General features: G+C 58.8%; 18 protein-coding genes. 10 read left to right on the forward strand and 8 right to left on the reverse strand.

The window, feature by feature from the left end:
* The first annotated feature begins 41 nt into the window (after positions 1 to 41).
* Entirely contained in the window at positions 42 to 1,013 is a 972-nt protein-coding gene (locus FHC48_RS09825; protein ID WP_059363344.1) for a LacI family DNA-binding transcriptional regulator, read from the forward strand.
* Here FHC48_RS09825 and FHC48_RS09830 read toward each other — a convergent pair whose 3' ends face one another.
* Both FHC48_RS09830 and FHC48_RS09835 read right to left on the reverse strand, forming a co-directional pair.
* Entirely contained in the window at positions 1,014 to 2,258 is a 1,245-nt protein-coding gene (locus FHC48_RS09830; RefSeq protein ID WP_059363345.1) for a mechanosensitive ion channel family protein, read from the reverse strand.
* Positions 2,259 to 2,323: 65 nt separating this feature from the next.
* Positions 2,324 to 3,760, reverse strand: coding sequence for an MFS transporter (locus FHC48_RS09835; protein ID WP_059363346.1), 1,437 nt, complete (start codon positions 3,758 to 3,760; stop codon positions 2,324 to 2,326).
* A gap of 107 nt (positions 3,761 to 3,867) precedes the next feature.
* Between FHC48_RS09835 and FHC48_RS09840 the strand changes: the two genes are divergently transcribed.
* Positions 3,868 to 4,737 (forward strand): helix-turn-helix transcriptional regulator, encoded by an 870-nt coding sequence (locus FHC48_RS09840; protein ID WP_008499383.1) that lies wholly within the window; start codon positions 3,868 to 3,870, stop codon positions 4,735 to 4,737.
* A 149-nt stretch (positions 4,738 to 4,886) separates the two neighbouring features.
* Entirely contained in the window at positions 4,887 to 5,489 is a 603-nt protein-coding gene (locus tag FHC48_RS09845; protein ID WP_032663988.1) for a hypothetical protein, read from the forward strand.
* 27 nt (positions 5,490 to 5,516) lie between these two features.
* On the opposite strand, the gene nfsB is transcribed toward FHC48_RS09845, so the two are convergent.
* The 3 genes from nfsB to FHC48_RS09860 all read right to left on the reverse strand — a co-directional run bounded on the left by nfsB (position 5,517) and on the right by FHC48_RS09860 (position 7,239).
* Complete coding sequence (nfsB, locus tag FHC48_RS09850) at positions 5,517 to 6,170, reverse strand: oxygen-insensitive NAD(P)H nitroreductase (protein ID WP_059363347.1); 654 nt, start codon at positions 6,168 to 6,170, stop codon at positions 5,517 to 5,519.
* Between the two features lie 120 nt (positions 6,171 to 6,290).
* Positions 6,291 to 6,659, reverse strand: a complete 369-nt coding sequence (locus tag FHC48_RS09855) for an MmcQ/YjbR family DNA-binding protein (RefSeq protein ID WP_023293103.1) — start codon at positions 6,657 to 6,659, stop codon at positions 6,291 to 6,293.
* Positions 6,649 to 7,239 carry a TetR/AcrR family transcriptional regulator gene (locus FHC48_RS09860; RefSeq protein ID WP_059363348.1) on the reverse strand — a complete coding sequence of 197 codons (591 nt, stop codon included), beginning with the start codon at positions 7,237 to 7,239 and terminating at the stop codon, positions 6,649 to 6,651. Before FHC48_RS09860 ends, FHC48_RS09855 begins: the two co-directional genes overlap by 11 nt.
* 190 nt (positions 7,240 to 7,429) lie before the next feature.
* Here FHC48_RS09860 and FHC48_RS09865 point away from each other — a divergent pair, with 190 nt between their 5' ends.
* Both FHC48_RS09865 and FHC48_RS09870 read left to right on the forward strand, forming a co-directional pair.
* Positions 7,430 to 8,533, forward strand: coding sequence for an MBL fold metallo-hydrolase (locus FHC48_RS09865; protein ID WP_021241583.1), 1,104 nt, complete (start codon positions 7,430 to 7,432; stop codon positions 8,531 to 8,533).
* Positions 8,534 to 8,565: 32 nt separating this feature from the next.
* A complete protein-coding gene (locus FHC48_RS09870) occupies positions 8,566 to 8,907 on the forward strand; it encodes a RamA family antibiotic efflux transcriptional regulator (protein WP_010428317.1) in 342 nt (113 codons plus the stop codon).
* A gap of 54 nt (positions 8,908 to 8,961) precedes the next feature.
* On the opposite strand, the gene FHC48_RS09875 is transcribed toward FHC48_RS09870, so the two are convergent.
* A complete protein-coding gene (locus FHC48_RS09875; protein WP_013097677.1) occupies positions 8,962 to 9,210 on the reverse strand; it encodes a DUF1158 domain-containing protein in 249 nt (82 codons plus the stop codon).
* 488 nt (positions 9,211 to 9,698) lie between these two features.
* On the opposite strand from FHC48_RS09875, the gene FHC48_RS09880 reads away from it, so the two are divergent.
* The 3 genes from FHC48_RS09880 to FHC48_RS09890 all read left to right on the forward strand — a co-directional run bounded on the left by FHC48_RS09880 (position 9,699) and on the right by FHC48_RS09890 (position 16,742).
* Complete coding sequence (locus tag FHC48_RS09880) at positions 9,699 to 12,407, forward strand: cation-transporting P-type ATPase (RefSeq protein ID WP_059363352.1); 2,709 nt, start codon at positions 9,699 to 9,701, stop codon at positions 12,405 to 12,407.
* A 105-nt stretch (positions 12,408 to 12,512) separates the two neighbouring features.
* Positions 12,513 to 13,577 carry an efflux RND transporter periplasmic adaptor subunit gene (locus tag FHC48_RS09885; protein WP_059363354.1) on the forward strand — a complete coding sequence of 355 codons (1,065 nt, stop codon included), beginning with the start codon at positions 12,513 to 12,515 and terminating at the stop codon, positions 13,575 to 13,577.
* A gap of 9 nt (positions 13,578 to 13,586) precedes the next feature.
* Positions 13,587 to 16,742, forward strand: a complete 3,156-nt coding sequence (locus FHC48_RS09890; RefSeq protein ID WP_059363356.1) for an efflux RND transporter permease subunit — start codon at positions 13,587 to 13,589, stop codon at positions 16,740 to 16,742.
* On the opposite strand, the gene FHC48_RS09895 is transcribed toward FHC48_RS09890, so the two are convergent.
* On the reverse strand, positions 16,672 to 17,793 hold the full coding sequence (locus tag FHC48_RS09895) for a YbdK family carboxylate-amine ligase (protein ID WP_021242649.1): 1,122 nt from the start codon (positions 17,791 to 17,793) through the stop codon (positions 16,672 to 16,674). The genes FHC48_RS09890 and FHC48_RS09895 overlap by 71 nt on opposite strands.
* Positions 17,794 to 17,897: 104 nt before the next feature.
* On the opposite strand from FHC48_RS09895, the gene FHC48_RS09900 reads away from it, so the two are divergent.
* Both FHC48_RS09900 and FHC48_RS09905 read left to right on the forward strand, forming a co-directional pair.
* Entirely contained in the window at positions 17,898 to 18,788 is an 891-nt protein-coding gene (locus FHC48_RS09900) for an oxidoreductase (RefSeq protein WP_059363359.1), read from the forward strand.
* 173 nt (positions 18,789 to 18,961) lie between these two features.
* Positions 18,962 to 19,345, forward strand: coding sequence for a SecDF P1 head subdomain-containing protein (locus FHC48_RS09905; protein ID WP_023326846.1), 384 nt, complete (start codon positions 18,962 to 18,964; stop codon positions 19,343 to 19,345).
* A 304-nt stretch (positions 19,346 to 19,649) separates the two neighbouring features.
* On the opposite strand, the gene FHC48_RS09910 is transcribed toward FHC48_RS09905, so the two are convergent.
* Positions 19,650 to 19,747 (reverse strand): IS1 family transposase (locus tag FHC48_RS09910; protein WP_000851394.1); only part of this gene is annotated, 98 nt, incomplete at its 5' end.

The raw sequence follows: 19,747 nt of genomic DNA on the forward strand, positions 1-19,747 counted from the left end.
GTAGCCTGCACAAAACGCTAACCGCAGGATGTGTCGTCGCTATGTCAATTCAGAAAATCGCTCAGCTGGCCGGGGTCTCCGTGGCGACGGTCTCCCGCGTGCTGAATAACAGCGACACCGTGAAGGCGAAAAACCGCGAGCGCGTTCTGCAGGCGATTCAGGAGAGCAACTACCAGCCAAACCTGCTCGCCCGTCAGCTGCGCACCGCCCGCAGCTATATGATCCTGGTGATGGTGTCCAACATTGCCAACCCGTTCTGCGCCGAAGTGGTGAAGGGCATCGAAGCCGAGGCGGAGAAAAACGGCTACCGCATTCTGCTGTGCAACTCCGGCTCGGACATCGAGCGCTCCCGCTCGGGCTTAAGCCTGCTCTCCGGCAAAATCGTCGACGGCATTATCACCATGGACGCCTTCTCGAAGCTGCCGGAACTTGCCGCGCTGATTGGTTCTGCACCGTGGGTGCAGTGCGCCGAATATGCCGATGCGGGTGCGGTCTCCTGCGTCGGCATCAATGATGTGGACGCTTCACAGCATGCCGTCAGCCAGTTGGCCGACGGCGGCCGCAAGCGTATCGCGATGATCAACCACGATCTCAGCTACAAATATGCCCGCCTGCGCGAACGCGGCTACAAGAGCGTGATCCACCTGCGGGATCTGGACTATCAGGCGGTGGAGTATGCCAGCGATCTCAGCTCCGGGGCGGGCATGGCGGCGATGCAAAACCTGTTAAAAAATAATCCGCCGGATGCGGTATTTGCCGTTTCCGATACGCTGGCGGCGGGCGCGCTGCGCGCCATTCAGCAGGCAGGTCTTCGGGTGCCAGAGGATATTGCCGTGGTCGGCTTTGACGGTACGGAGCTGGCGGACATGATTTCGCTCACCACCATCGAACAGCCGTCGCGGGATATCGGGCGCAAGGCGGTCGATCTGCTCTTAAATAAGATCGACAACCCGGACGCGCCCACGGAAAGGGTGATGATGGACTGGCGCTTTATTTCCCGCGCCAGCACCTGATTATATGGCAATAACGCCTGTCAGGGAGCGAATATCGTTCCCCGTCGGCGACTGGTGAATACGCAGACCAAATTCATCCACCACCGCGAAAATATGGTCGAAGATGTCGGCCTGAATCTCCTCATATTCCGCCCAGACCACCGTGTTGGTGAAGGCATATATTTCGATCGGCAAGCCATTCGCGTCAGGCGCGAGCTGACGCACCATCAGCGTCATATCTTTACGAATGCGCGGGTGGTTGCGCAGATATTCGTTCAGGTAGGCGCGGAAGGTGCCGATATTGGTCATCTTGCGCAGGTTTAATACCGATTCCCCTTCACCGTTTTTCTGATTCCACAGGCTAATTTCCTCATGGCGTGCGGCCAGATAAGGCTTCAGCAGTTTCGCCTGAATGAGTTTCTGCTGCTCCTGCTCGTCGAGAAAATGAATGCTGGTGGTATCAATGTTCAGGCTGCGCTTAATGCGTCGTCCGCCGGAGGCCGACATGCCGCTCCAGTTGATAAAGGCGTCGGAGACCAGCGCCCACGTCGGAATGGTCGTAATCGTATTATCGAAATTGCGCACTTTCACGGTGGTCAGGCCGATATCCGTCACCGTGCCGTTGGCACCGTATTTCGGCATCTCCAGCCAGTCGCCGAGCTTGAGCATATCGTTGGCGGAAAGCTGGATACCCGCTACAAGTCCAAGTATCGGATCTTTAAACACCAGCATCAGCACGGCGGCCATGGCGCCCAGACCGCTGATCAGAATCGCCGGAGACTGGCCAATCAGCAGGGAGATAATCAATATCCCCACCAGAATGGCGCTCACCAGCTTGATGCCCTGGAAAATCCCCTTCAGCGGCAGCTGCGACGCGGTGGCCATTTTCTGCGACAGATTGAAAATCACGTCCAGCAGCGAGAAGAAGGAGAGCAGGGCATAGACCATCACCCACAGCTTCGCGCAGGTGGTGAGTATTTCCGCCGCTTCGCTGCCTTTTTGCAGCCACAGTACCGCCTGGACGTTGACGATTATCCCCTGCAGGGTAAAGGCCAGACGGTGAAATAATTTATTCTGGGTGATGATCTGCAGCCATAAATGGCTGCTGGCCTGCGCGCGCTTTTCGAATGCGCGAAGTACCCCTTTGTGCAGAATAAAATGAACGATGATGGCGGTAAGAAAAATAATACCAAAGATAATCACTAAAGAGGTGGTGTGATTAATTTCAATGCCTAACTCTTCAACCTGAGCAATCAATTCCTGCATAACGTCTCCTGTATTTTTGCAGCCCCATAATGGCGGCTGCGGATCTATTATGCAAATTCACGAACTTATTTGGCGGCCTGACAGATCTTCGCCACCGGCAGGCACAGGCTATGGCGGATACGCAGCGTCGCCAGAGCAAGTACCCCCATCATACCTGTTTCCACCATCAGGAAGACGTTCACCGCCTGGGTGTAATCCCCGTGATGGTTTTGAAGCGCGTGCAGCAAAATGGCGCCAAAAATGGCCGGGCCAAGGCCCAGTGCGGCCTGCTGCAGGGTGCTTAAAATAGCGCTCGCGGCTCCCGCGTCGTCAGGCTGAATGTCGCGCATCCCGATGCGGTAGAAACTGTTCACGATCAGCGCCTGCCCGTAGCCCACCAGTCCGGTCGCGGGTGCCAGCGTCAGGGTGGTATTCTCCATGCCCCAAACGCGGAACGTGGCGATCAGCGCCAGCAGGCCGGTAATCTGGATCGCCAGACCCGTCAGCAGAATAGTGCTGGTGCTGTAGCGGGCAATCAGCCGCGGCGCGAACCACGCCGAAACAAAGTAGGTCACGCCAAGGGCGATAAAACTGTTCCCGGACTGCCACGGCGCCATCCCCAGACCGGTTTGCATGGTCAGCGCCATACAGAACATAAACCCGGACCAGGCGCTGAAAAAGAGCATCGCAATCAGGACGCCAAAGCGCACGCTGCGAAGCGCAAGCAGGCGCGGCGGGATCAGCGGGTGGGCATTCTCACGCTCTTTTTTGCGCGCGTTCAGCGCCATCAGCCAGGCCAGCGGGACAAGGGCGAGCAGCATCGTCTTCAGCGGCCACGACCAGTGCCACTGGGGGCCGAGCGCCATCGGGAACAGCAGGCAGCAAAGCATGACCGCCAGCAGCGCGGTACCCGGCCAGTCGATGCGTGACGGCGTCTCGCGACGGGTTTCCGGCACGTAGCGGCGGCTCAGCGCCAGCACCACCAGACAAATCGGCACGTTGATAAAGAAGGCGTTACGCCAGCCCAGCCCGGCGATGTCCGCCGATACCAGCCAGCCGCCGCCCATCTGCCCCACGATAAACGCAATCCCGCCGATGCCGCCGAACAGGCTGATGGCTTTGGCGTGGGCGGTGCCTTTCAGCGTGACGTGCAGCGTGGCAAGAATTTGCGGCACGATCAGTGCGGCCCCCGCGCCCTGAACGATGCGCGCGGCGAGCAGCTGTTCAATGTTCCCCGCCATTCCGCACAGCAGCGAGGCCAGGCCAAAGCTCGCCACACCCCACATGAACAGACGACGACGGCCAAAGTTATCCCCCAGCTTGCTGCCGAGCGCGAGGCAGACGGCAAAGGCCACGCCGTAGAGCGCGACGATGAGCTCCAGTTCGGTAGCGGTCGCATGCAGTGAATGGGTGATGGCGTCCAGCGCTACGTTAGTGATTGAGGTATCAATCATCGGCAGCATCTGGCCGGTTAACAGCAGTATCAGGCCAGCGCGACCCGGTGAAACAACTGACGTATTCATGGTAACTCCATTGCGTCATTCAACAGATGGTCGTAGCATCTACCATCAGATAAACGGGTACCAGTTCTTGCTTATACTGGTACTGGCACTACCATGCAGGGGGATTTATGGCGCTGATGTCTGAACCGGTCGTTTCACGTCAGGATGACACCCGAAAACAGCTCGGGGCATTTTTACGCGCCCGGCGGGAAAGTCTCGATCCGCAGCGCTTAGGTTTGCCGCGCAGCGGTCGCCGCCGCACGCCGGGCCTGCGCCGGGAAGAGGTGGCGATGCTCGCTGATGTGGGCGTCACCTGGTACACCTGGCTTGAGCAGGGCAGGGACGTCAATCCGTCCAGCGCGGTGATGGCGGCCGTGGCAAAAGCGCTGCAATGTACCCCGACCGAGGCCCGACATCTGTTTGTGTTAGCAGGTTTACCGCCGGGTGAAGCGCCGCAGGCGGTCTGCTGCGAGGGCATTAGCGAAGGCACCCGACGCCTGCTGGATACGCTGATGCCGAAACCCGCCAGCATTCAGAAACCGAACTTCGATATCGTGGCGTGGAACGACAGCTTCGGGCATCTGATGGGTGTCGATTTCAATGACATCCCTCCCGAAGATCGCAACTGTATTTATCTGTTCCTCACGCATCCGGCGTGGCGCGCGCGCCTCGGCAGACGCGACGACGTGCTGCCCATCTTTGTCTCCTATTTCCGCGCGGCGATGGCCGAACACCGGGGCGATCCGCTTTGGGAGGCCAAGCTGGCGCGCTTCTTTGCAGTGTCCGAAGAGTTTAAAACCCTGTGGCACCAGCGCAACGACGTGCGCGGCGTGGAGAACCAGCTCAAGCTGTTTACCCATCCCGAGCTGGGGGATTTTACATTGCAGCAGATGTACTGGTATTCCGCGCCGCGAAACGGATCGCGGCTGCTGGTGTATCTGCCGGTGGATGAGGCGGGAGAGCGGGCGATGGCGTGGCTGGCGGCGCAGGGGAAATAATTTTTGCGAGGGGTTTTCAGGGAATAAAAGCCGTCTCTGTTAAGTGGAGAAGACTGGCGTAATGTGGGGATTAACTTAAACCCATCACTGAATCGACATCATTTCGACGGGGTGTTAAGTCGTCTATACTCACGTCATGAGAAACCACCATGTCGCCACTGATGATTGATTTCGCAGATTTCAGCCAAAAATTAGGCCTTATCTCCCGAAACGTCGAACATACCGAAGCGTTTCTTGCGCGGGGTACGGTGGATTTTCATCTGCCCGGATTTATGCTGCCTGTGGGATATCGCTTGTTAAAATCGCGCTACGGCGATGAATACCGTCTCGTGACCACCGAGGACGGAAAACCCTATACGGCGTATGCGGTCAAGCTGACGTTTCATAAAGAAATTACGTTCCCCCACGGTGCTGCGACACAGGTCATGGTGTGGCGTACGCCACGCGCTGTCCATCAGCGGGTTATAAGTGGTTTACCACAATCCTTCTTTCAATGGGTGCTAAGCGAATACGACATTGTTGTGTCTGACAGCGAACAAACCGGCGACGGACAGCGGTTTTGGTTACGCATGATAGACTGGGCGTTCAGCATGAATTATCGGATAAGCGTGGCTGACGGTACGGTAGGAGAAGAGTGGCACTTAACGCCGGTGAGCTCATATGCCGAGCTGGAAGAGCGCTGGATTGCGTTTGCCTGGGGACACGATCGTGATGTGCACCCACATCGCAGGTTAGTCATCAGTAAAGCGTAACGGGCCGCACAGAGCGGCCCGTTTTGTTTAGCACTCAGTCACAATCGTGCTCAGCGGCAGGCGAGATTTCGGCAGCGTGGCGTTGAAATCTTCCACGCTGTGATGCCCAACCGGCACCACCACCAGGCTGGTGAAGCCTTTCTCTTTCAGGCCAAACTCTTCGTCGAGGATCGCGGCGTCGAAACCTTCAATCGGTACCGCGTCCAGGCCCAGCGCAGCCACGCCCAGCAGGAAGTTACCGACGTTCAGGTAAACCTGCTTCGCCATCCACTGGTCGTCATCTTTCAGATCCACGCGGTGCATGTCGGCAAAGTAGGTACGGCCCTTATGGTTTGCCGCTTTCGCTTCCGGGGTATTAAAGCGACCATCGACTTCTTCCTGATCGACAACGCGCTCCAGCCAGGCGTCGTCCATCGCGGTTTTCGCGCAGAACACCACCACGTGAGAAGCATCCAGCATTTTGCGTTCGTTGAACACATAGGTGCCCGCCGCGGATTTCGCCACGCGCGCTTTTCCTTCCTCGGTGCTGGCGACAATAAAGTGCCACGGCTGGGAGTTGGTGCTGGACGGGCTGTACTGCAGCAGGGTTTTGATTTTTTCCGCTTCTTCAGCGGTCAGTTTTTTGCTTGCGTCGAACGCCTTGGTGGAGTGGCGTTTCAGCGCAACAGAAATGATATCCATAACAACTCCTGATGATGAAATTCGCCCGCGTGCGGGCGCGAAAGGTGAGCAGATTACAGCGGGACGCGGAAAAAGATAAGGGCAATTCGAGCGCTTAATCTGTTCGTCTCAGACGAACAATCAGACCGGCCGGATCCACTTCTGGTCTTTTTTCGGCAGTTTATCCACCACCAGATGCCAGGAATCATTGATGAGATCGGTAACCAGTTCCGGCGTCACGTCGTCCGTACCGTAAAGGGAAATCCAGTGCTTTTTGTTGAGGTGATAGCCCGGTTCAACGCCGCGATAAATCTGCTGATTTAACAGCGATTTTTCCGGGTCTGACTTCAGGCTAACGTGCGGCCGCCCGTGGGCGACGGCCACAATCATGAAAATTTTCCCGCCCACTTTAAACACGTCAAACTCCGGCCCAAACGGCCAGCAGTGTTCGGTGAACGGCAGTTCCAGCGCCACGCGTTTTGCGTGTTCCTGCAACGTTTTACTGTCCATCGCTCTCTTCCTGGGCAAGCCCGCGCCACATTACCTCAAAGCCGAGCGCTTTAAACTCAAAGGCGCGGGACGGATCGCGGGTGGCAAATTCCATCGTGCTTTCGGCCAGCGATAAGAAAAGCGCATCGCCAAACGTTTTAAATTCATCAGACATAAACACCTGACGCACCGAGCGGCGGCAGAGCTCATGCAGCTCCGGGAACATCTCTTTCACCGCCTGTTCCGTTTCGGCGCTCAGCTTTTCACTGACGCCAATCTGGCGGATCGCCGCATGGGCAACGGGGTTACGAATACCCCAGTCCACATAGCTGTTCCAGATATTGCGGGTATGTTCTTTGGGCAGCGTGATGGTGCGATCGAGGTTCGCCAGCATGGTCTGGCAGAGATCCTGCTTCAGGTGCAGATAGAGGGCATTCAGCAGATCGTCTTTCGTAGCAAAGTAGCGGAACAGGGTGCCTTCGGCGACGCCCGCCTTACGGGCAATGAGCGCCGTTGAGGCGGCAATACCTGACTGTGCAAACGCCGTGGTTGCGGCGTCCAGTAAGGCCTGTTTTTTATCTTCACTCTTCGGACGTGCCACTAAATTTTTCCTCCTGTCAATTATAAAAACCCTGATTGAAACACGTGCTTTGACACGCTGCAACGCGGAATGTCAAAGATCGAAAACGTCTTGACGACTTTATCATCATATCTATAATGAGTGCTTACTCACTCATAATCAAGTTTACCCTGCGCACGCTATCGGATGGGGCGCGTTTTCGGGTCAGGATATGAAAAAACCTCTCTTCATCTGCGTGGTGTTAATCATGATTATTGCTTCAGCCGCGAGTTTACCGTTTGTTCTGAATGCCGGATTCGGCCAGCCGCCGCAGGGTGAACGGCTTACTGAAGTGGAGGCCTCTCCACAGTATCGCGAGGGGAAATTCCACAATACGCTGCCGACGCCGGGTTATAACGGTGACAAAAATATGCTGGTCGCGATGTGGGAGTTTCTGACCAAAAAAACCGAAAACGCTCGCCCGGCCCAGCCGCTGCCGCTGGTGAAAACCGATCTTGCGAGCCTGCCGCTGGAGCAGGACACCCTGGTGTGGCTTGGTCACTCCTCGTGGTATCTGCAGCTCGCGGGCAAACGCATCCTGATTGATCCGGTTCTTGGCAACTATGCCGCGCCGTTCTCGTTCCTCAATAAGGCTTTTGCCGGCGAGTATCCGTGGCGGGCAGAAATCATGCCGGCGATCGACCTGCTGATTATCTCGCACGATCACTACGATCATCTGGATTACGCCACCATCAGGGCGCTACTGCCGAAGGTGAAGCGGGTGGTGACGCCGCTGGGCGTCGGCTCCCACCTGCGTTACTGGGGGATGAAGCCCGAGATTATTGACGAACGCGACTGGAACCAGTCGGTGCGCATCAGCGATGCGTTGACGGTGCACGTTCTGCCGGCGCGTCACTTCTCCGGCCGCGGCATCAAACGCGATCGCACCTTGTGGGGCAGCTTTATGTTCGTCACGCCAGAGCAGAAGGTTTACTACAGCGGGGATTCCGGTTACGGCCCGCACTTCAGGGCCATCGGTGAACAGTTTGGCGAAGTGGACGTCGCCATCATGGAAAACGGCCAGTACGACCAGGACTGGAAGTACATCCATATGCTGCCGGAGGAAACGGCGCAGGCCTCGGCGGATCTGAACGCGAAAGCCGTGGTGCCCGGGCATAACGGACGCTTCGTGCTGGCGAAACACGCCTGGAACGATCCGCTGATCCAGCTGGCAAAAGCCAGCCAGGATAAAAATTATCGGTTGCTGACGCCGGAACTGGGCGAGCCCGTCCGGGTAAGCGACACCGCGCAAACCTTTCGTGCGTGGTGGGAATAATGTTTAAGCGAGAAGCAGAGGGGGACAGCAGTATGACCATTTCCGCTCAAGTCATCGACACTATCGTCGAATGGATCGACGACAATCTGCACCAGCCATTACGAATAGAAGAGATTGCCCGCCACGCGGGTTACTCGAAGTGGCACCTGCAGCGGCTGTTTATGCAGTACAAAGGGGAGAGTCTGGGGCGCTATATCCGTGAACGCAAGCTGCTGCTGGCGGCGCGCGATCTGCGTGAATCCGACGCCCGGGTGTACGACATCTGCCTGCGTTACGGGTTTGACTCGCAGCAGACGTTTACTCGCATCTTTACCCGCACGTTCAACCAGCCGCCTGGCGCGTACCGTAAAGAGAACCATAGCCAGACACATTAACCTGTCTCGTGTAGGCCGGGTAAGGCGTAGCCGCCACCCGGCCTTTTTATGGGCTCACGACGCCAGTGAAAACCAGCGTCGCCAGACGAAACGCAGCACAAAGAATTCAATCGCCCCTAGCAGTAAAAACCACACGCAGAACAGAATGGTATAGAGCTGGTTAAGATCGACCATGTGAAAGGTCTGAACCAGCTTCTGCGCCAGTACCAGCCCAAGCGAAGGCGCAGGGAGCAGCAGGCATGAAAGCAGTGCCAGCAATAAAATGCCGCCTGCCGTGAGCAGCGATTCTAGCGGGTGTTTCATCGTAATGTTAATCGTCAGTTAAAAATGTCATTGTCCGGCATCCCGGAACGTAAAGCAATATAAACCCGGCGCACGTTTACGGATAAAACGAATGCGCTATTCTGTGAATAATTAACAGAAAAAGATAAATATCCCAGACGCGATTAAATAATTATCGCGTAGTGTAAATAAACGTCCGTCTCAGGAAAATAATTTTACAAATGTATAGGTGCTATAACCAATTAACGTGGCAATAACAATGGCCGCGATAACGTATAACACCAGTCTGCGCCCGCGATAAATACCCCACATGGTTCCCCCTCGTTTAGTTTTGGTTTAGAAATATTTTGTAAAAATCAGATCATCGAAATAGTTTTAATCAGTTTTGAATAACCGAGAAGTCATTATATTGCGGTAGATCAATTTTACCCGGAAGACTTTAAAATGAATTTATTTAAGCCCGAAAGGAATTCAGGCTTCTGTTCACCGGAAATTGAAGGAAAAATACGATGACTGAAAAAAAAGTGATTCCGAACGTGCCGCCTTCCGGCGGGCTGGCATACCAGCAGACCGTAGAGCAGGTGCTTGCACACGCGCAGAGCCAGGCCAGCGGCCTGGATCGTGCAGAGGCGCAGGCGCGTCTGCAAAAAACAGGGCCGAACGCGCTGCCGGAGAAAAAAGGGAAACCCGCCTGGCTGCGTTTCCTGGCCCATTTTAATGATGTCCTGATTTATGTCCTGCTGGCCGCCGCCGTATTAACGGCAGTAATGGGCCACTGGGTTGATACGCTGGTTATTTTGGGCGTGGCGGTAATCAATGCCTTAATTGGCCATATTCAGGAAAGCAACGCGGAAAAATCCCTGAAGAGTATTCGTAATATGCTCGCCAGCGAGGCGCGCGTTATTCGTAACGGCAACCATGAAACAATTCCCACAACTGAAATAGTCCCGGGCGATATTATTGTATTACGCGCGGGAGATCGTATTCCGGCGGATATGCGTTTAACTGAAGCGCATAATTTACGCGTGGAAGAGGCGATTCTGACCGGTGAATCCACCGTGGTGGATAAACACGTTAATCCGCTGAGCGGCGAATTACCGCTGGGCGATCGCACCAACATGGTCTTCTCCGGAACGACCGTCAGCGCGGGCGGCGGCGTCGGCGTGGTCACCGCCACCGGTCAGGATACGGAACTCGGCCACATCAACCAGATGATGGCGGGGATCGAGAAGCACCGCACGCCGCTGCTGGTGCAGATGGACAAGCTGGGTAAGGCGATCTTTGCGATTATTCTGGCGATGATGGCCGCGCTGTTTGTCTTCAGCCTGGCGTTCCGCGAGATCCCGATGGGCGAGCTGCTGCTCTCCCTGATCAGCCTGGCGGTCGCCTCCGTACCGGAAGGTCTGCCGGCGATTATCTCCATCATCCTCTCCCTGGGTGTGCAGGCGATGGCGCGCAAGCGGGCGATTATCCGCAAGCTGCCGACGGTGGAAACGCTTGGCGCGATGACCGTGGTCTGCTCGGATAAAACCGGCACCCTGACCATGAACGAGATGACAGTCAAAGCCATCATCACCGCCGACGCCTGCTACTGCGTGGACGGCAACAGCTACGAGCCGGTGGGTAACATATACCTGGAAGGCAGCGACGAGCCGGTGCAGATCCAGCCGGGTACCGTGCTGGAGCAGTACCTCCGCACCATCGACCTGTGTAACGACAGCCAGCTGATTCAGGACGATCGCGGGCTGTGGGGCATTACCGGTGGGCCGACCGAGGGCGCGCTGAAGGTGCTGGCGGCGAAGGCCAACCTTGAGCCGGTCACGACCACGCTGGTTAACAAAATCCCGTTCGACTCGCAGTACAAGTACATGAGCACCCACTACCAGATTGGCGGTGAGGAGCAGATCCTGATCACCGGGGCGCCGGACGTCATTTTCGCCCTCTGCGCGCAGCAGCAGACCCGTCACGGTGCGGAAGCCTTCAACCGCGCGTACTGGGAAAGTGAGATGGAGCGCTATGCGCGTCAGGGGCTGCGCATGGTCGCCGCGGCGTTCAAGCCGGCGAACGGCGAGCAGGAACTGACGCACGACGATCTGAGCCACGGCCTGATCTTCCTCGGCATCGCCGGGATGATGGATCCGCCGCGCCCGGAAGCCATTGACGCGATTAACGCCTGCCAGCAGGCGGGGATCCGCGTGAAGATGATCACCGGCGATCACCCGCAGACGGCAATGAGCATCGGGCAGATGCTGGGGATCAGCAACAGCGAGCAGGCGGTCACCGGCTATGAGCTGGAGAAGATGGACGACGCCGCGCTGGCGGAAGCCGCGGTGAAGTATGACATCTTCGCCCGTACCAGCCCGGAGCATAAGCTGCGCCTGGTGAAAGCGCTGCAGGACAAAGGTGAAATTGTCGGCATGACCGGTGACGGCGTGAACGACGCCCCGGCGCTGCGTCAGGCGGACGTGGGCATTGCGATGGGCATTAAGGGCACGGAAGTGACCAAAGAGGCGGCGGACATGGTCCTGACGGACGATAACTTCGCCACCATCGCCAGCGCGGTGAAAGAGGGGCGTCGCGTTTACGACAACCTGAAGAAGACCATCCTGTTCATCATGCCGACCAACCTGGCGCAGGGGCTGCTGATCGTGATTGCGCTGCTGGCGGGGAACATCATTCCGCTGACGCCGGTGCTGATTCTGTGGATGAACATGGCGACCTCCGCCACGCTCTCCTTCGGCCTGGCCTTTGAAGCCGCCGAGCGCAACATCATGCGCCGTCCGCCGCGTCAGACCGGGCAGCACGTGATGGACGCCTACGCCGTCTGGCGCGTGGCCTTCGTCGGCACCATGATTGCCATCGCCGCCTTTGCGCTGGAAGCCTGGCTGGCCCCGCGCGGCCACAGCGCGGAGTTCATCCGCACCGTGCTGCTGCAGATGCTGGTCTGCGCCCAGTGGGTATACATGATTAACTGCCGCAACACCGAAGGGTTCTCCCTCAACCGCGGCCTGCTGGCGAACAAAGGGATCTGGCTGGTGACGGGCGTGCTGTTCCTGCTCCAGGCGGCGATTATCTACCTGCCGTTTATGCAGATGCTGTTCGGCACCGAAGCACTGCCGTTGCGCTACTGGTTTGTGACCCTGGCCGTTGCAGGCGTGATGTTCTTCGTCGTCGAAATCGAGAAGCGGCTGACCCGCAGGTTCCGTAAGGCTGCATAACCTTTTGCCCTCACCCTAACCCTCTCCCACGGGGAGAGGGGACTCTGACCTCCTTCTCCCTGTGGGAGAGGGCCGGGGTGAGGGCAACAACCCTGAGGTACTCCCATGAAACTCCCACTCCTGTTCGCGCTCCTCGCCTGCACTCTGCCACCCGCATTCGCTGCCGCCATTCCCGTTCGCGTCGCCACCGTGGAGCAAACCGCCCACGCCGCCGAGCGCCAGATCCCGGGCCGCATCGAAGCCATTCACACCGTTGAGCTACGGGCACGCACGGAAGGCGCGATCGCCAAAATCCACTTCCGCGACGGGCAGTACGTGAAAAAAGGCGACGTGCTGTTTGAGCTGGACGACGCCGAGCCGCGCGCCGCCCTGCGCCTGGCGCAGGCCGAAGTGAAAAGCGCCGAAGCCACGCTGCGCCAGGCGCAGCAGCAGCTTTCCCGCTTTGAAAGCCTCGGCAGCAGCAACGCCATCAGCCGTCACGACGTGGACAACGCCCGCATGCAGCGCGACGTCGCCAGCGCCGCTCTCGATCAGGCGAAGGCCCGGCTCGACGCCCGCCGCGTCACCCTGAGCTACACCCGCATCACCTCGCCGATTGACGGCCGCGTGGGGCACAGCAGCTTCCACGTGGGTAGCCTGGTCAACCCGGCGAGCGGCGTTTTGGTGGAGGTGGTGCAGCTTGACCCGATCCGCATCGCCTTTGCGCTGGAAGAGGGGGCGTTTGCCGCCAAAGCCGGACAGCATGCGGATATTAACGCCATGAAGCGTGCCTGGCAGGCGCTGATCGACAGCAACGGCCAGCGCATCAGCGGCGAGCTGACGTCAGTGGATAACCGCATTGACCCGCGTACCGCCAGCGTGATGCTGCGCGCCGAGTTTGCCAATCCGCGCCATCAGCTCCTGCCCGGCGGCAATGTGAACGTGTTTTTGCGCCCGGCAAGCGAGCAGCCGGTGCTGACCCTCCCCGCCGCCGCAGTCCAGCAGAACGGCGACGGCTTCTTTGCCTGGGTGGTTAATGCCGACGGCAACGCCGAAATGCGCCCGCTGAACGTGGCTGGTCAGATTAGCCAGCAGTTCCAGATTGCCTCTGGCGTGAAGCCCGGCGAGCGAGCGATTACTGACGGCGCGCAGCGCGTGAAGCCCGGCGCTGCCGTCCAGATACTCAATTAAGGAGCCATCATGCTGACGTTTTTCATCAAACGCCCGCGCTTCGCGATGGTGATTGCGCTGGTCATCACCCTGCTGGGGGCCATCGCGCTGAGGATTATCCCGGTGGAGCAGTACCCGCAGATCGCGCCGCCGGTGGTGAACGTCTCTGCCAGCTGGCCGGGGGCCAGCTCCGCTGACGTGGCGGAGGCCATCGCCACGCCGCTGGAGACGCAGCTGAACGGCGTGGACCATATGCTCTACATGGAGTCCACCAGCTCGGACGAAGGCACTTACAGCCTGAACATCACCTTTGCGGCGGGGACCGATCCGGATCTTGCCGCCATCGACGTGCAGAACCGCGTGGCGCAGGCCGTGGCGCAGCTGCCCACCGAGGCGCAGCAAAACGGCGTGCAGGTGCGCAAGCGGGCCACTAACCTGATGATGGGGGTAAGTCTTTACTCACCGAATAACACCCACACGCCGCTGTTCGTCAGCAACTACGCCAGCACCCAGGTGCGCGAGGCGCTGTCGCGTCTGCCGGGCGTCGGGCAGGTGCAGATGTTCGGCGCGCGCGACTACAGCATGCGCATCTGGCTGCGCCCGGACCGCATGAACGCCCTGAACGTCACCACCGATGACGTGGCGCAGGCGCTGCGCGAGCAGAACGTACAGGGGGCGGCCGGCCAGGTGGGCACCCCGCCGGTGTTTAACGGCCAGCAGCAGACCCTGACCATCAACGGGCTAGGGCGCTTAAGCCAGGCCGACGAGTTTGCCGACATCATTATTCGCGCCGGGGAGATGGGCCAGCTGGTGCGCCTGAAGGACGTCGCCACCATCGAGCTCGGCTCGCGCAGCTACAGCTCCGGCGCGCAGCTGAACGGGCACGACTCCGCCTATTTGGGTATCTACCCGACGCCGTCCGCCAACGCCCTGCGCGTGGCCGACGCGGTGCGCGGGGAGCTGGAGCGCCTCTCGACGCGCTTCCCGGACGACCTGGTCTATGAGGTGAAATTCGACACCACCACCTTCGTTGCCGCCACCATTAAAGAGATCGGCGTCTCGCTGGCGCTCACGATGCTGGCGGTGGTGGTGGTCGTTTCCCTGTTCCTGCAAAGCTGGCGCGCGACGCTGATTGTCGCGCTTGCCATTCCGGTGTCGCTGGTGGGCACCTTTGCGGTGCTCTACGCGCTCGGCTACTCCGCCAATACGCTGAGCCTGTTCGCCATCATTCTGGCGCTGACCATGGTGGTAGATGACGCCATCGTGGTGGTGGAAAGCGTCGAAACGCTGATGGCGGAAGGGCAGAGCCGCACGGCGGCGACCGCGCTGGCGCTGCGCCAGATTGCCGGGCCGGTGATTGCCACCACGCTGGTGCTGCTGGCGGTGTTTGTGCCGGTGGCGCTGCTGCCGGGGATTGTCGGCGAGCTGTACCGCCAGTTCGCGGTGACCCTCTCGACGGCCGTGACGCTCTCAAGCCTGGTGGCGCTGACCCTGACGCCCGCGCTGTGCGCGATGCTGCTGCGTCCGCGCCCGGAGAAACCGGCGGCGGTTTACCGCGCCTTCAACCGCGGGCTGGACGCCACGCGCGGTTTTTACACCCGTATCGTGCAGGTCTTAAACCTGCGCCCGTGGCTGGCGCTGCTGGCCACCGCAGGCGCGGCGGCCGTCGTGCTGTTCAGCTTTATGTCGATGCCAAAAGGCTTCCTGCCGCAGGAGGACCAGGGCTACTTCTTCGCCAGCGTTCAGCTGCCGGAAGCGGCTTCGCTGGAGCGCACCGAAGCGGTGATGACCACCGCGCGGGAGCTGATCGCCCAAAATCCGGCGGTGGAAGACGTGATTCAGGTCTCCGGGTTTAACATCCTCAACGGCACCAGCGCCTCCAACGGCGGGTTTATCTCCATCATGCTCAAAGACTGGAGCGAGCGTCCGCCGCTGGATGAGGTGATGGGTACCCTGCAGCGCCAGCTGCTGGCCCTGCCGGAGGCGACCATCATGACCTTCGCGCCGCCGACGCTGCCGGGGCTGGGCAACGCCTCGGGCTTTGACCTGCGTATCCAGTCTCAGGCGGGGCAGAGCCCGGCGGAGCTGGAGCGCGTGACGCGTGAGGTGCTGGCGAAAGCCAACCAGCACCCGCAGCTGAGCCGCGTGTTCACCACCTGGAGCAGCAACGTGCCGCAGATGACGCTCACCGTTGACCGCGAGCGCGCCGCCCGCCTCGACGTGCCGGTATCGCGCATCTTCAGCAGCCTGCAAACCGCCTTTGGCGGCACCCGCGCCGGGGATTTCAGCATCAACAACCGCGTCTACCACGTGGTAATGCAGAACGAGATGCAGTGGCGCGAGCGCGCCGAGCAGATCGGCGAGCTGTTCGTGCGCAGCAACAGCGGCGAGCGGGTGCGCCTGAGCAACCTCGTCACCATCACGCCAACCGTCGGCGCGCCGTTCCTCCAGCAGTACAACCAGTTCCCGTCCGTGTCGGTGAGCGGCTCGGCAGCGGCTGGAGTGAGCAGCAGCACCGCCATGGCGGCGATGGGCGAGATTCTGGCGCAGAGCCTACCAGCCGGCTACGACTACGCCTGGAGCGGCATGTCGTACCAGGAACAGCAGACCGGCAATCAGGCGATCTGGATCGTGCTGGCGGCGGTGGTGATGGCGTGGCTGTTCCTCGTCGCCCAGTACGAGAGCTGGACGCTCCCGGCAAGCGTGATGCTCTCGGTGCTGTTCGCCCTCGGTGGGGCGCTGGTCTGGCTGTGGCTGGCGGGCTACGCCAACGACGTGTACGTGCAGATTGGTCTGGTATTGCTGATCGCGCTAGCGGCCAAGAACGCGATTCTTATCGTCGAGTTCGCCCGCGCGCGGCGTATGGACGGAATGGCGATTGTCGATGCCGCGCGGGAAGGGGCCTCGCGCCGCTTCCGGGCGGTGATGATGACCGCCGTGTCGTTCATTATCGGCGTATTGCCGATGATGCTGGCGACCGGGGCGGGCGCCCAGAGCCGCCGCATCATCGGCACCACGGTCTTCAGCGGCATGCTGGTGGCGACCGTGGTGGGGATTCTGTTCATCCCCGCGCTGTTCGTGCTGTTCCAGCGCCTGCGGGAGTGGGGCCACGGCCTTACGGACTCGTCGCCCACAGCTCGCAGTGTTTCTGCACCAGAGAAATCAGCGAGCCGCCGTCGGCGATAAAGTCCCGCATGCGCTGCGCCTCGCTCTTGCCCTGCTTTAACAGCAGGGCAATTTCATTGATTGCGCTTGTCGCGCCGAGCTTCTCGGCCGACGGCGCCACCTGCTCCAGCAGCCAGGCGATATCTTCCGCCACGGTTTTGTGCTCGCCGGTGTGCACGTCCGTCAGGATCCCCTCCAGCCCGTAGCGACACGCCTGAAAACGGTTAAAACGGTAGAGCAGAAAATCCCGTTCCTGATGCTTATACGGCCGCGTGGTCAGCAGCCAGTGCGACGTGGCCTGAATCAGCCCGGCGATGTTAATCGCGTGGCCGAGCGTCAGCGGCGTATCCATCACCCGCACCTCCACGGTGCCAAAATGCGGGCTGGGGCGAATATCCCAGTGCAGATCTTTGATGCTGTCGATCATGCTGGTGGCGCTCAGGCGGCGGAACAGCCCTTCGAACTCCTGCCAGCTGTTGACCCACGGCATCTGTCCGTTATCCGGGAACCCGGAGAAGATGTTGAGCCGCGACGAGGAGAACTTTGTGTCGGTGCCCTGCATGTACGGCGAGGCGGCCGCCAGGGCAATAAAGTGCGGTACAAAGCGCGACAGGCCGTGCAGGAGGTAAATGGCGTCATCCCCGGTCCGGCAGCCGACGTGCACGTGCTGGCCGAATACCGTCGCCTGCAAAATCAGATAGCCAAAGCGCTCCAGCGTGACGTTATAGCGCTCGTCGTCGCACACCTCCTGGCGCTGCCACTTCTGGAACGGATGCGTCCCGCCGCCGCAGATCTGAATGTGCTGCTCCGCCGCCGCGCGCAGGATGCTCTGCTGCATCACCGAGAACTGCGCCGCCGCCTGATCGATGGTCTGACACACGCCGGTGGCGATTTCGAGCATGCTTTCGGTGATGTCGTGTTTGACTTCACCGCCTTTGATGTCGTCTTTGACGGCGGCAATGAGCGCGGAGGAGTCCTGGCTGAGGTCGTATCCCGGCGGGTTAACCACCTGCAGTTCGAGCTCGATGCCAAGGGTGAACGGTTCAGAGGATTTAAAATCGGGTAAAGGCATGGCGCACTCCGTTGTCTGTGAATGTTGAGTATAGACAACGGGTGTGGCGCGCTCGTCTCAGGGTGGTATAACTGATAGCAGGCTTAGCAAAAGGGGAGTGACTCATGTCTGACTATCCAACCATTGCGCTGATTGGTCCCGGTGCGATTGGCACCACCATTGCCGCGGTGTTGCATGACGCGGGCCGCACGCCGCTGCTCTGCGGACGGACCGCGCATCCGGAATTACGCCTGCGTCACGATGAGGGTGAAACGGTGGTACCCGGTCCGGTATTAACCGATCCAGCGGCCATCACGCGCCCCGTTGACCTCGTGTTTATCGCGGTAAAAACGACGCAAAATGCCGACAGCGCCGGGTGGCTGCGCGCGCTGTGCGATGAAAATACGGTGGTCTGTGCCCTGCAAAATGGCGTAGAGCAGAAGGCTCAGCTTGAGCCTTTGGTCAGTGGCGCGACTGTGCTGCCGTCGGTGGTCTGGTTCCCGGCGCAGCGCGAGCCGGATGCCTCCGTCTGGCTACGGGCGAAGCCGCGCCTGACGCTGCCGGACGAGCCTCAGGCGCAGCGGGTGGTCGAGGCGCTTCGCGGTACGCGCTGTGAAGTTGAACTGTCGGCTGATTTTCCCACCGTCGCCTGGCGCAAGCTGCTGCAAAACGCGGTCGCCGGGCTCATGGTGCTCGCTAACCGCCGTGCCGGGATGTTCAGGCGCGAGGATATCAGCGAACTTTCGCTGGCCTATCTGCGGGAAGGGCTTACTGTCGCCCGCGCCGAGGGGGCGAAGCTGGCCGATGACGTGGCGCAGGAGATTCTGGCGAACTTTCAGCGCGCGCCTGAGGACCTCGGCACGTCGATTCTCGCTGACCGTCAGGCGGATCGCCCGATGGAGTGGGACATCCGCAACGGCGTGATCCAGCGCTACGGCCGCAAACACGGCATTGCGGTGCCCATCAGCGACGTGGTGGTGCCGCTGCTGGCGGCGGGGAGCGAGGGGCCGGGTTAACGGCCACTGTTTTTCCGTTCGGCAAAGTAATGGGCTAGCGTGGCTGTGGGGCGAAAGAGGGGGAAGATGATAGATGTGAATATGAATGTCTGCTTTGTGCCAAAAGCAGACGTGGATAATGTTGAGATATGTTAATTTATGGGGAGCAGGTCAACAAATAAAAGGAGAAGAAGATGCAAATCAAATTTGGGGTGTTGTTACTCGTGGTGCTTGTGCCATTGACATCGACTGCAGCAAAAGGGAGTTTTATTTTTTCGGTCGGTAATGAGAAAACTTTGTTTGATTCTGGATGTGTAAAGACAATTGATTATGTAGAGAAGGATGAGATAGGTGCAGAGAATTTAGTCTTTAGATTTTCCGATGAATGTGGCAAAAGGTTGTCGGACATGACCCGACAGAATATCGGAAAGCATATGACCATCGCCTACGATGATAATAAAATTACTTCCGCTATGATTGCCTCGCGCCTGAGTACCAGTTTCAGAATATCCACAAAAGACATACCAAGAATAATGTTAATGCAAATACTTAACGATTATGATGGTGTTCGTGATTAACCAGAAAAAGCGGAAAATAATAATTTATTTGGCAATGTAAAAGTCATTCATAAAGACAATTTCCGCTCTACGCTCACAGCGGACATCGATCTTCGAGCCGATCCGCGCTGTGACAAGATCGGACTTTCTATGGCTATTATTTGTCAAAAAATTGAGCACAGGTCGCATCAGCACATCATATCTATAAGTCAATTTCTATATCTGCAACATAAATCACGCCTTTCACTTCATTTGGCAATATTTCATATTTCAATGGTGTTTTTGGTTTCGAAATTAATTTATATCCACCGGTAATGACTCCAACTTATTGATAGTGTTTTATGTTCAGATAATGCCCGATGACTTTGTCATGCAACTCCACCGATTTTGAGAACGACAGCGACTTCCGTCCCAGCCGTGCCA

Source organism: Enterobacter sp. EC_50 (genome assembly GCF_019584525.1).
Taxonomy (GTDB): domain Bacteria; phylum Pseudomonadota; class Gammaproteobacteria; order Enterobacterales; family Enterobacteriaceae; genus Enterobacter; species Enterobacter roggenkampii.

Excerpts from the sequence above, each read along its gene's own strand:
- FHC48_RS09845 (WP_032663988.1), top strand. The coding sequence starts at position 4,887 with ATGTCGCCACTGATGATTGATTTCGCAGATTTCAGCCAAAAATTAGGC.
- FHC48_RS09825 (WP_059363344.1), top strand. The coding sequence starts at position 42 with ATGTCAATTCAGAAAATCGCTCAGCTGGCCGGGGTCTCCGTGGCGACG.
- FHC48_RS09855 (WP_023293103.1), bottom strand. The coding sequence starts at position 6,659 with ATGGACAGTAAAACGTTGCAGGAACACGCAAAACGCGTGGCGCTGGAA.
- FHC48_RS09895 (WP_021242649.1), bottom strand. The coding sequence starts at position 17,793 with ATGCCTTTACCCGATTTTAAATCCTCTGAACCGTTCACCCTTGGCATC.
- FHC48_RS09890 (WP_059363356.1), top strand. The coding sequence starts at position 13,587 with ATGCTGACGTTTTTCATCAAACGCCCGCGCTTCGCGATGGTGATTGCG.
- FHC48_RS09865 (WP_021241583.1), top strand. The coding sequence starts at position 7,430 with ATGAAAAAACCTCTCTTCATCTGCGTGGTGTTAATCATGATTATTGCT.
- FHC48_RS09840 (WP_008499383.1), top strand. The coding sequence starts at position 3,868 with ATGGCGCTGATGTCTGAACCGGTCGTTTCACGTCAGGATGACACCCGA.
- FHC48_RS09900 (WP_059363359.1), top strand. The coding sequence starts at position 17,898 with ATGTCTGACTATCCAACCATTGCGCTGATTGGTCCCGGTGCGATTGGC.
- FHC48_RS09885 (WP_059363354.1), top strand. The coding sequence starts at position 12,513 with ATGAAACTCCCACTCCTGTTCGCGCTCCTCGCCTGCACTCTGCCACCC.
- FHC48_RS09870 (WP_010428317.1), top strand. The coding sequence starts at position 8,566 with ATGACCATTTCCGCTCAAGTCATCGACACTATCGTCGAATGGATCGAC.
- nfsB (WP_059363347.1), bottom strand. The coding sequence starts at position 6,170 with ATGGATATCATTTCTGTTGCGCTGAAACGCCACTCCACCAAGGCGTTC.
- FHC48_RS09830 (WP_059363345.1), bottom strand. The coding sequence starts at position 2,258 with ATGCAGGAATTGATTGCTCAGGTTGAAGAGTTAGGCATTGAAATTAAT.
- FHC48_RS09905 (WP_023326846.1), top strand. The coding sequence starts at position 18,962 with ATGCAAATCAAATTTGGGGTGTTGTTACTCGTGGTGCTTGTGCCATTG.
- FHC48_RS09835 (WP_059363346.1), bottom strand. The coding sequence starts at position 3,760 with ATGAATACGTCAGTTGTTTCACCGGGTCGCGCTGGCCTGATACTGCTG.
- FHC48_RS09875 (WP_013097677.1), bottom strand. The coding sequence starts at position 9,210 with ATGAAACACCCGCTAGAATCGCTGCTCACGGCAGGCGGCATTTTATTG.
- FHC48_RS09880 (WP_059363352.1), top strand. The coding sequence starts at position 9,699 with ATGACTGAAAAAAAAGTGATTCCGAACGTGCCGCCTTCCGGCGGGCTG.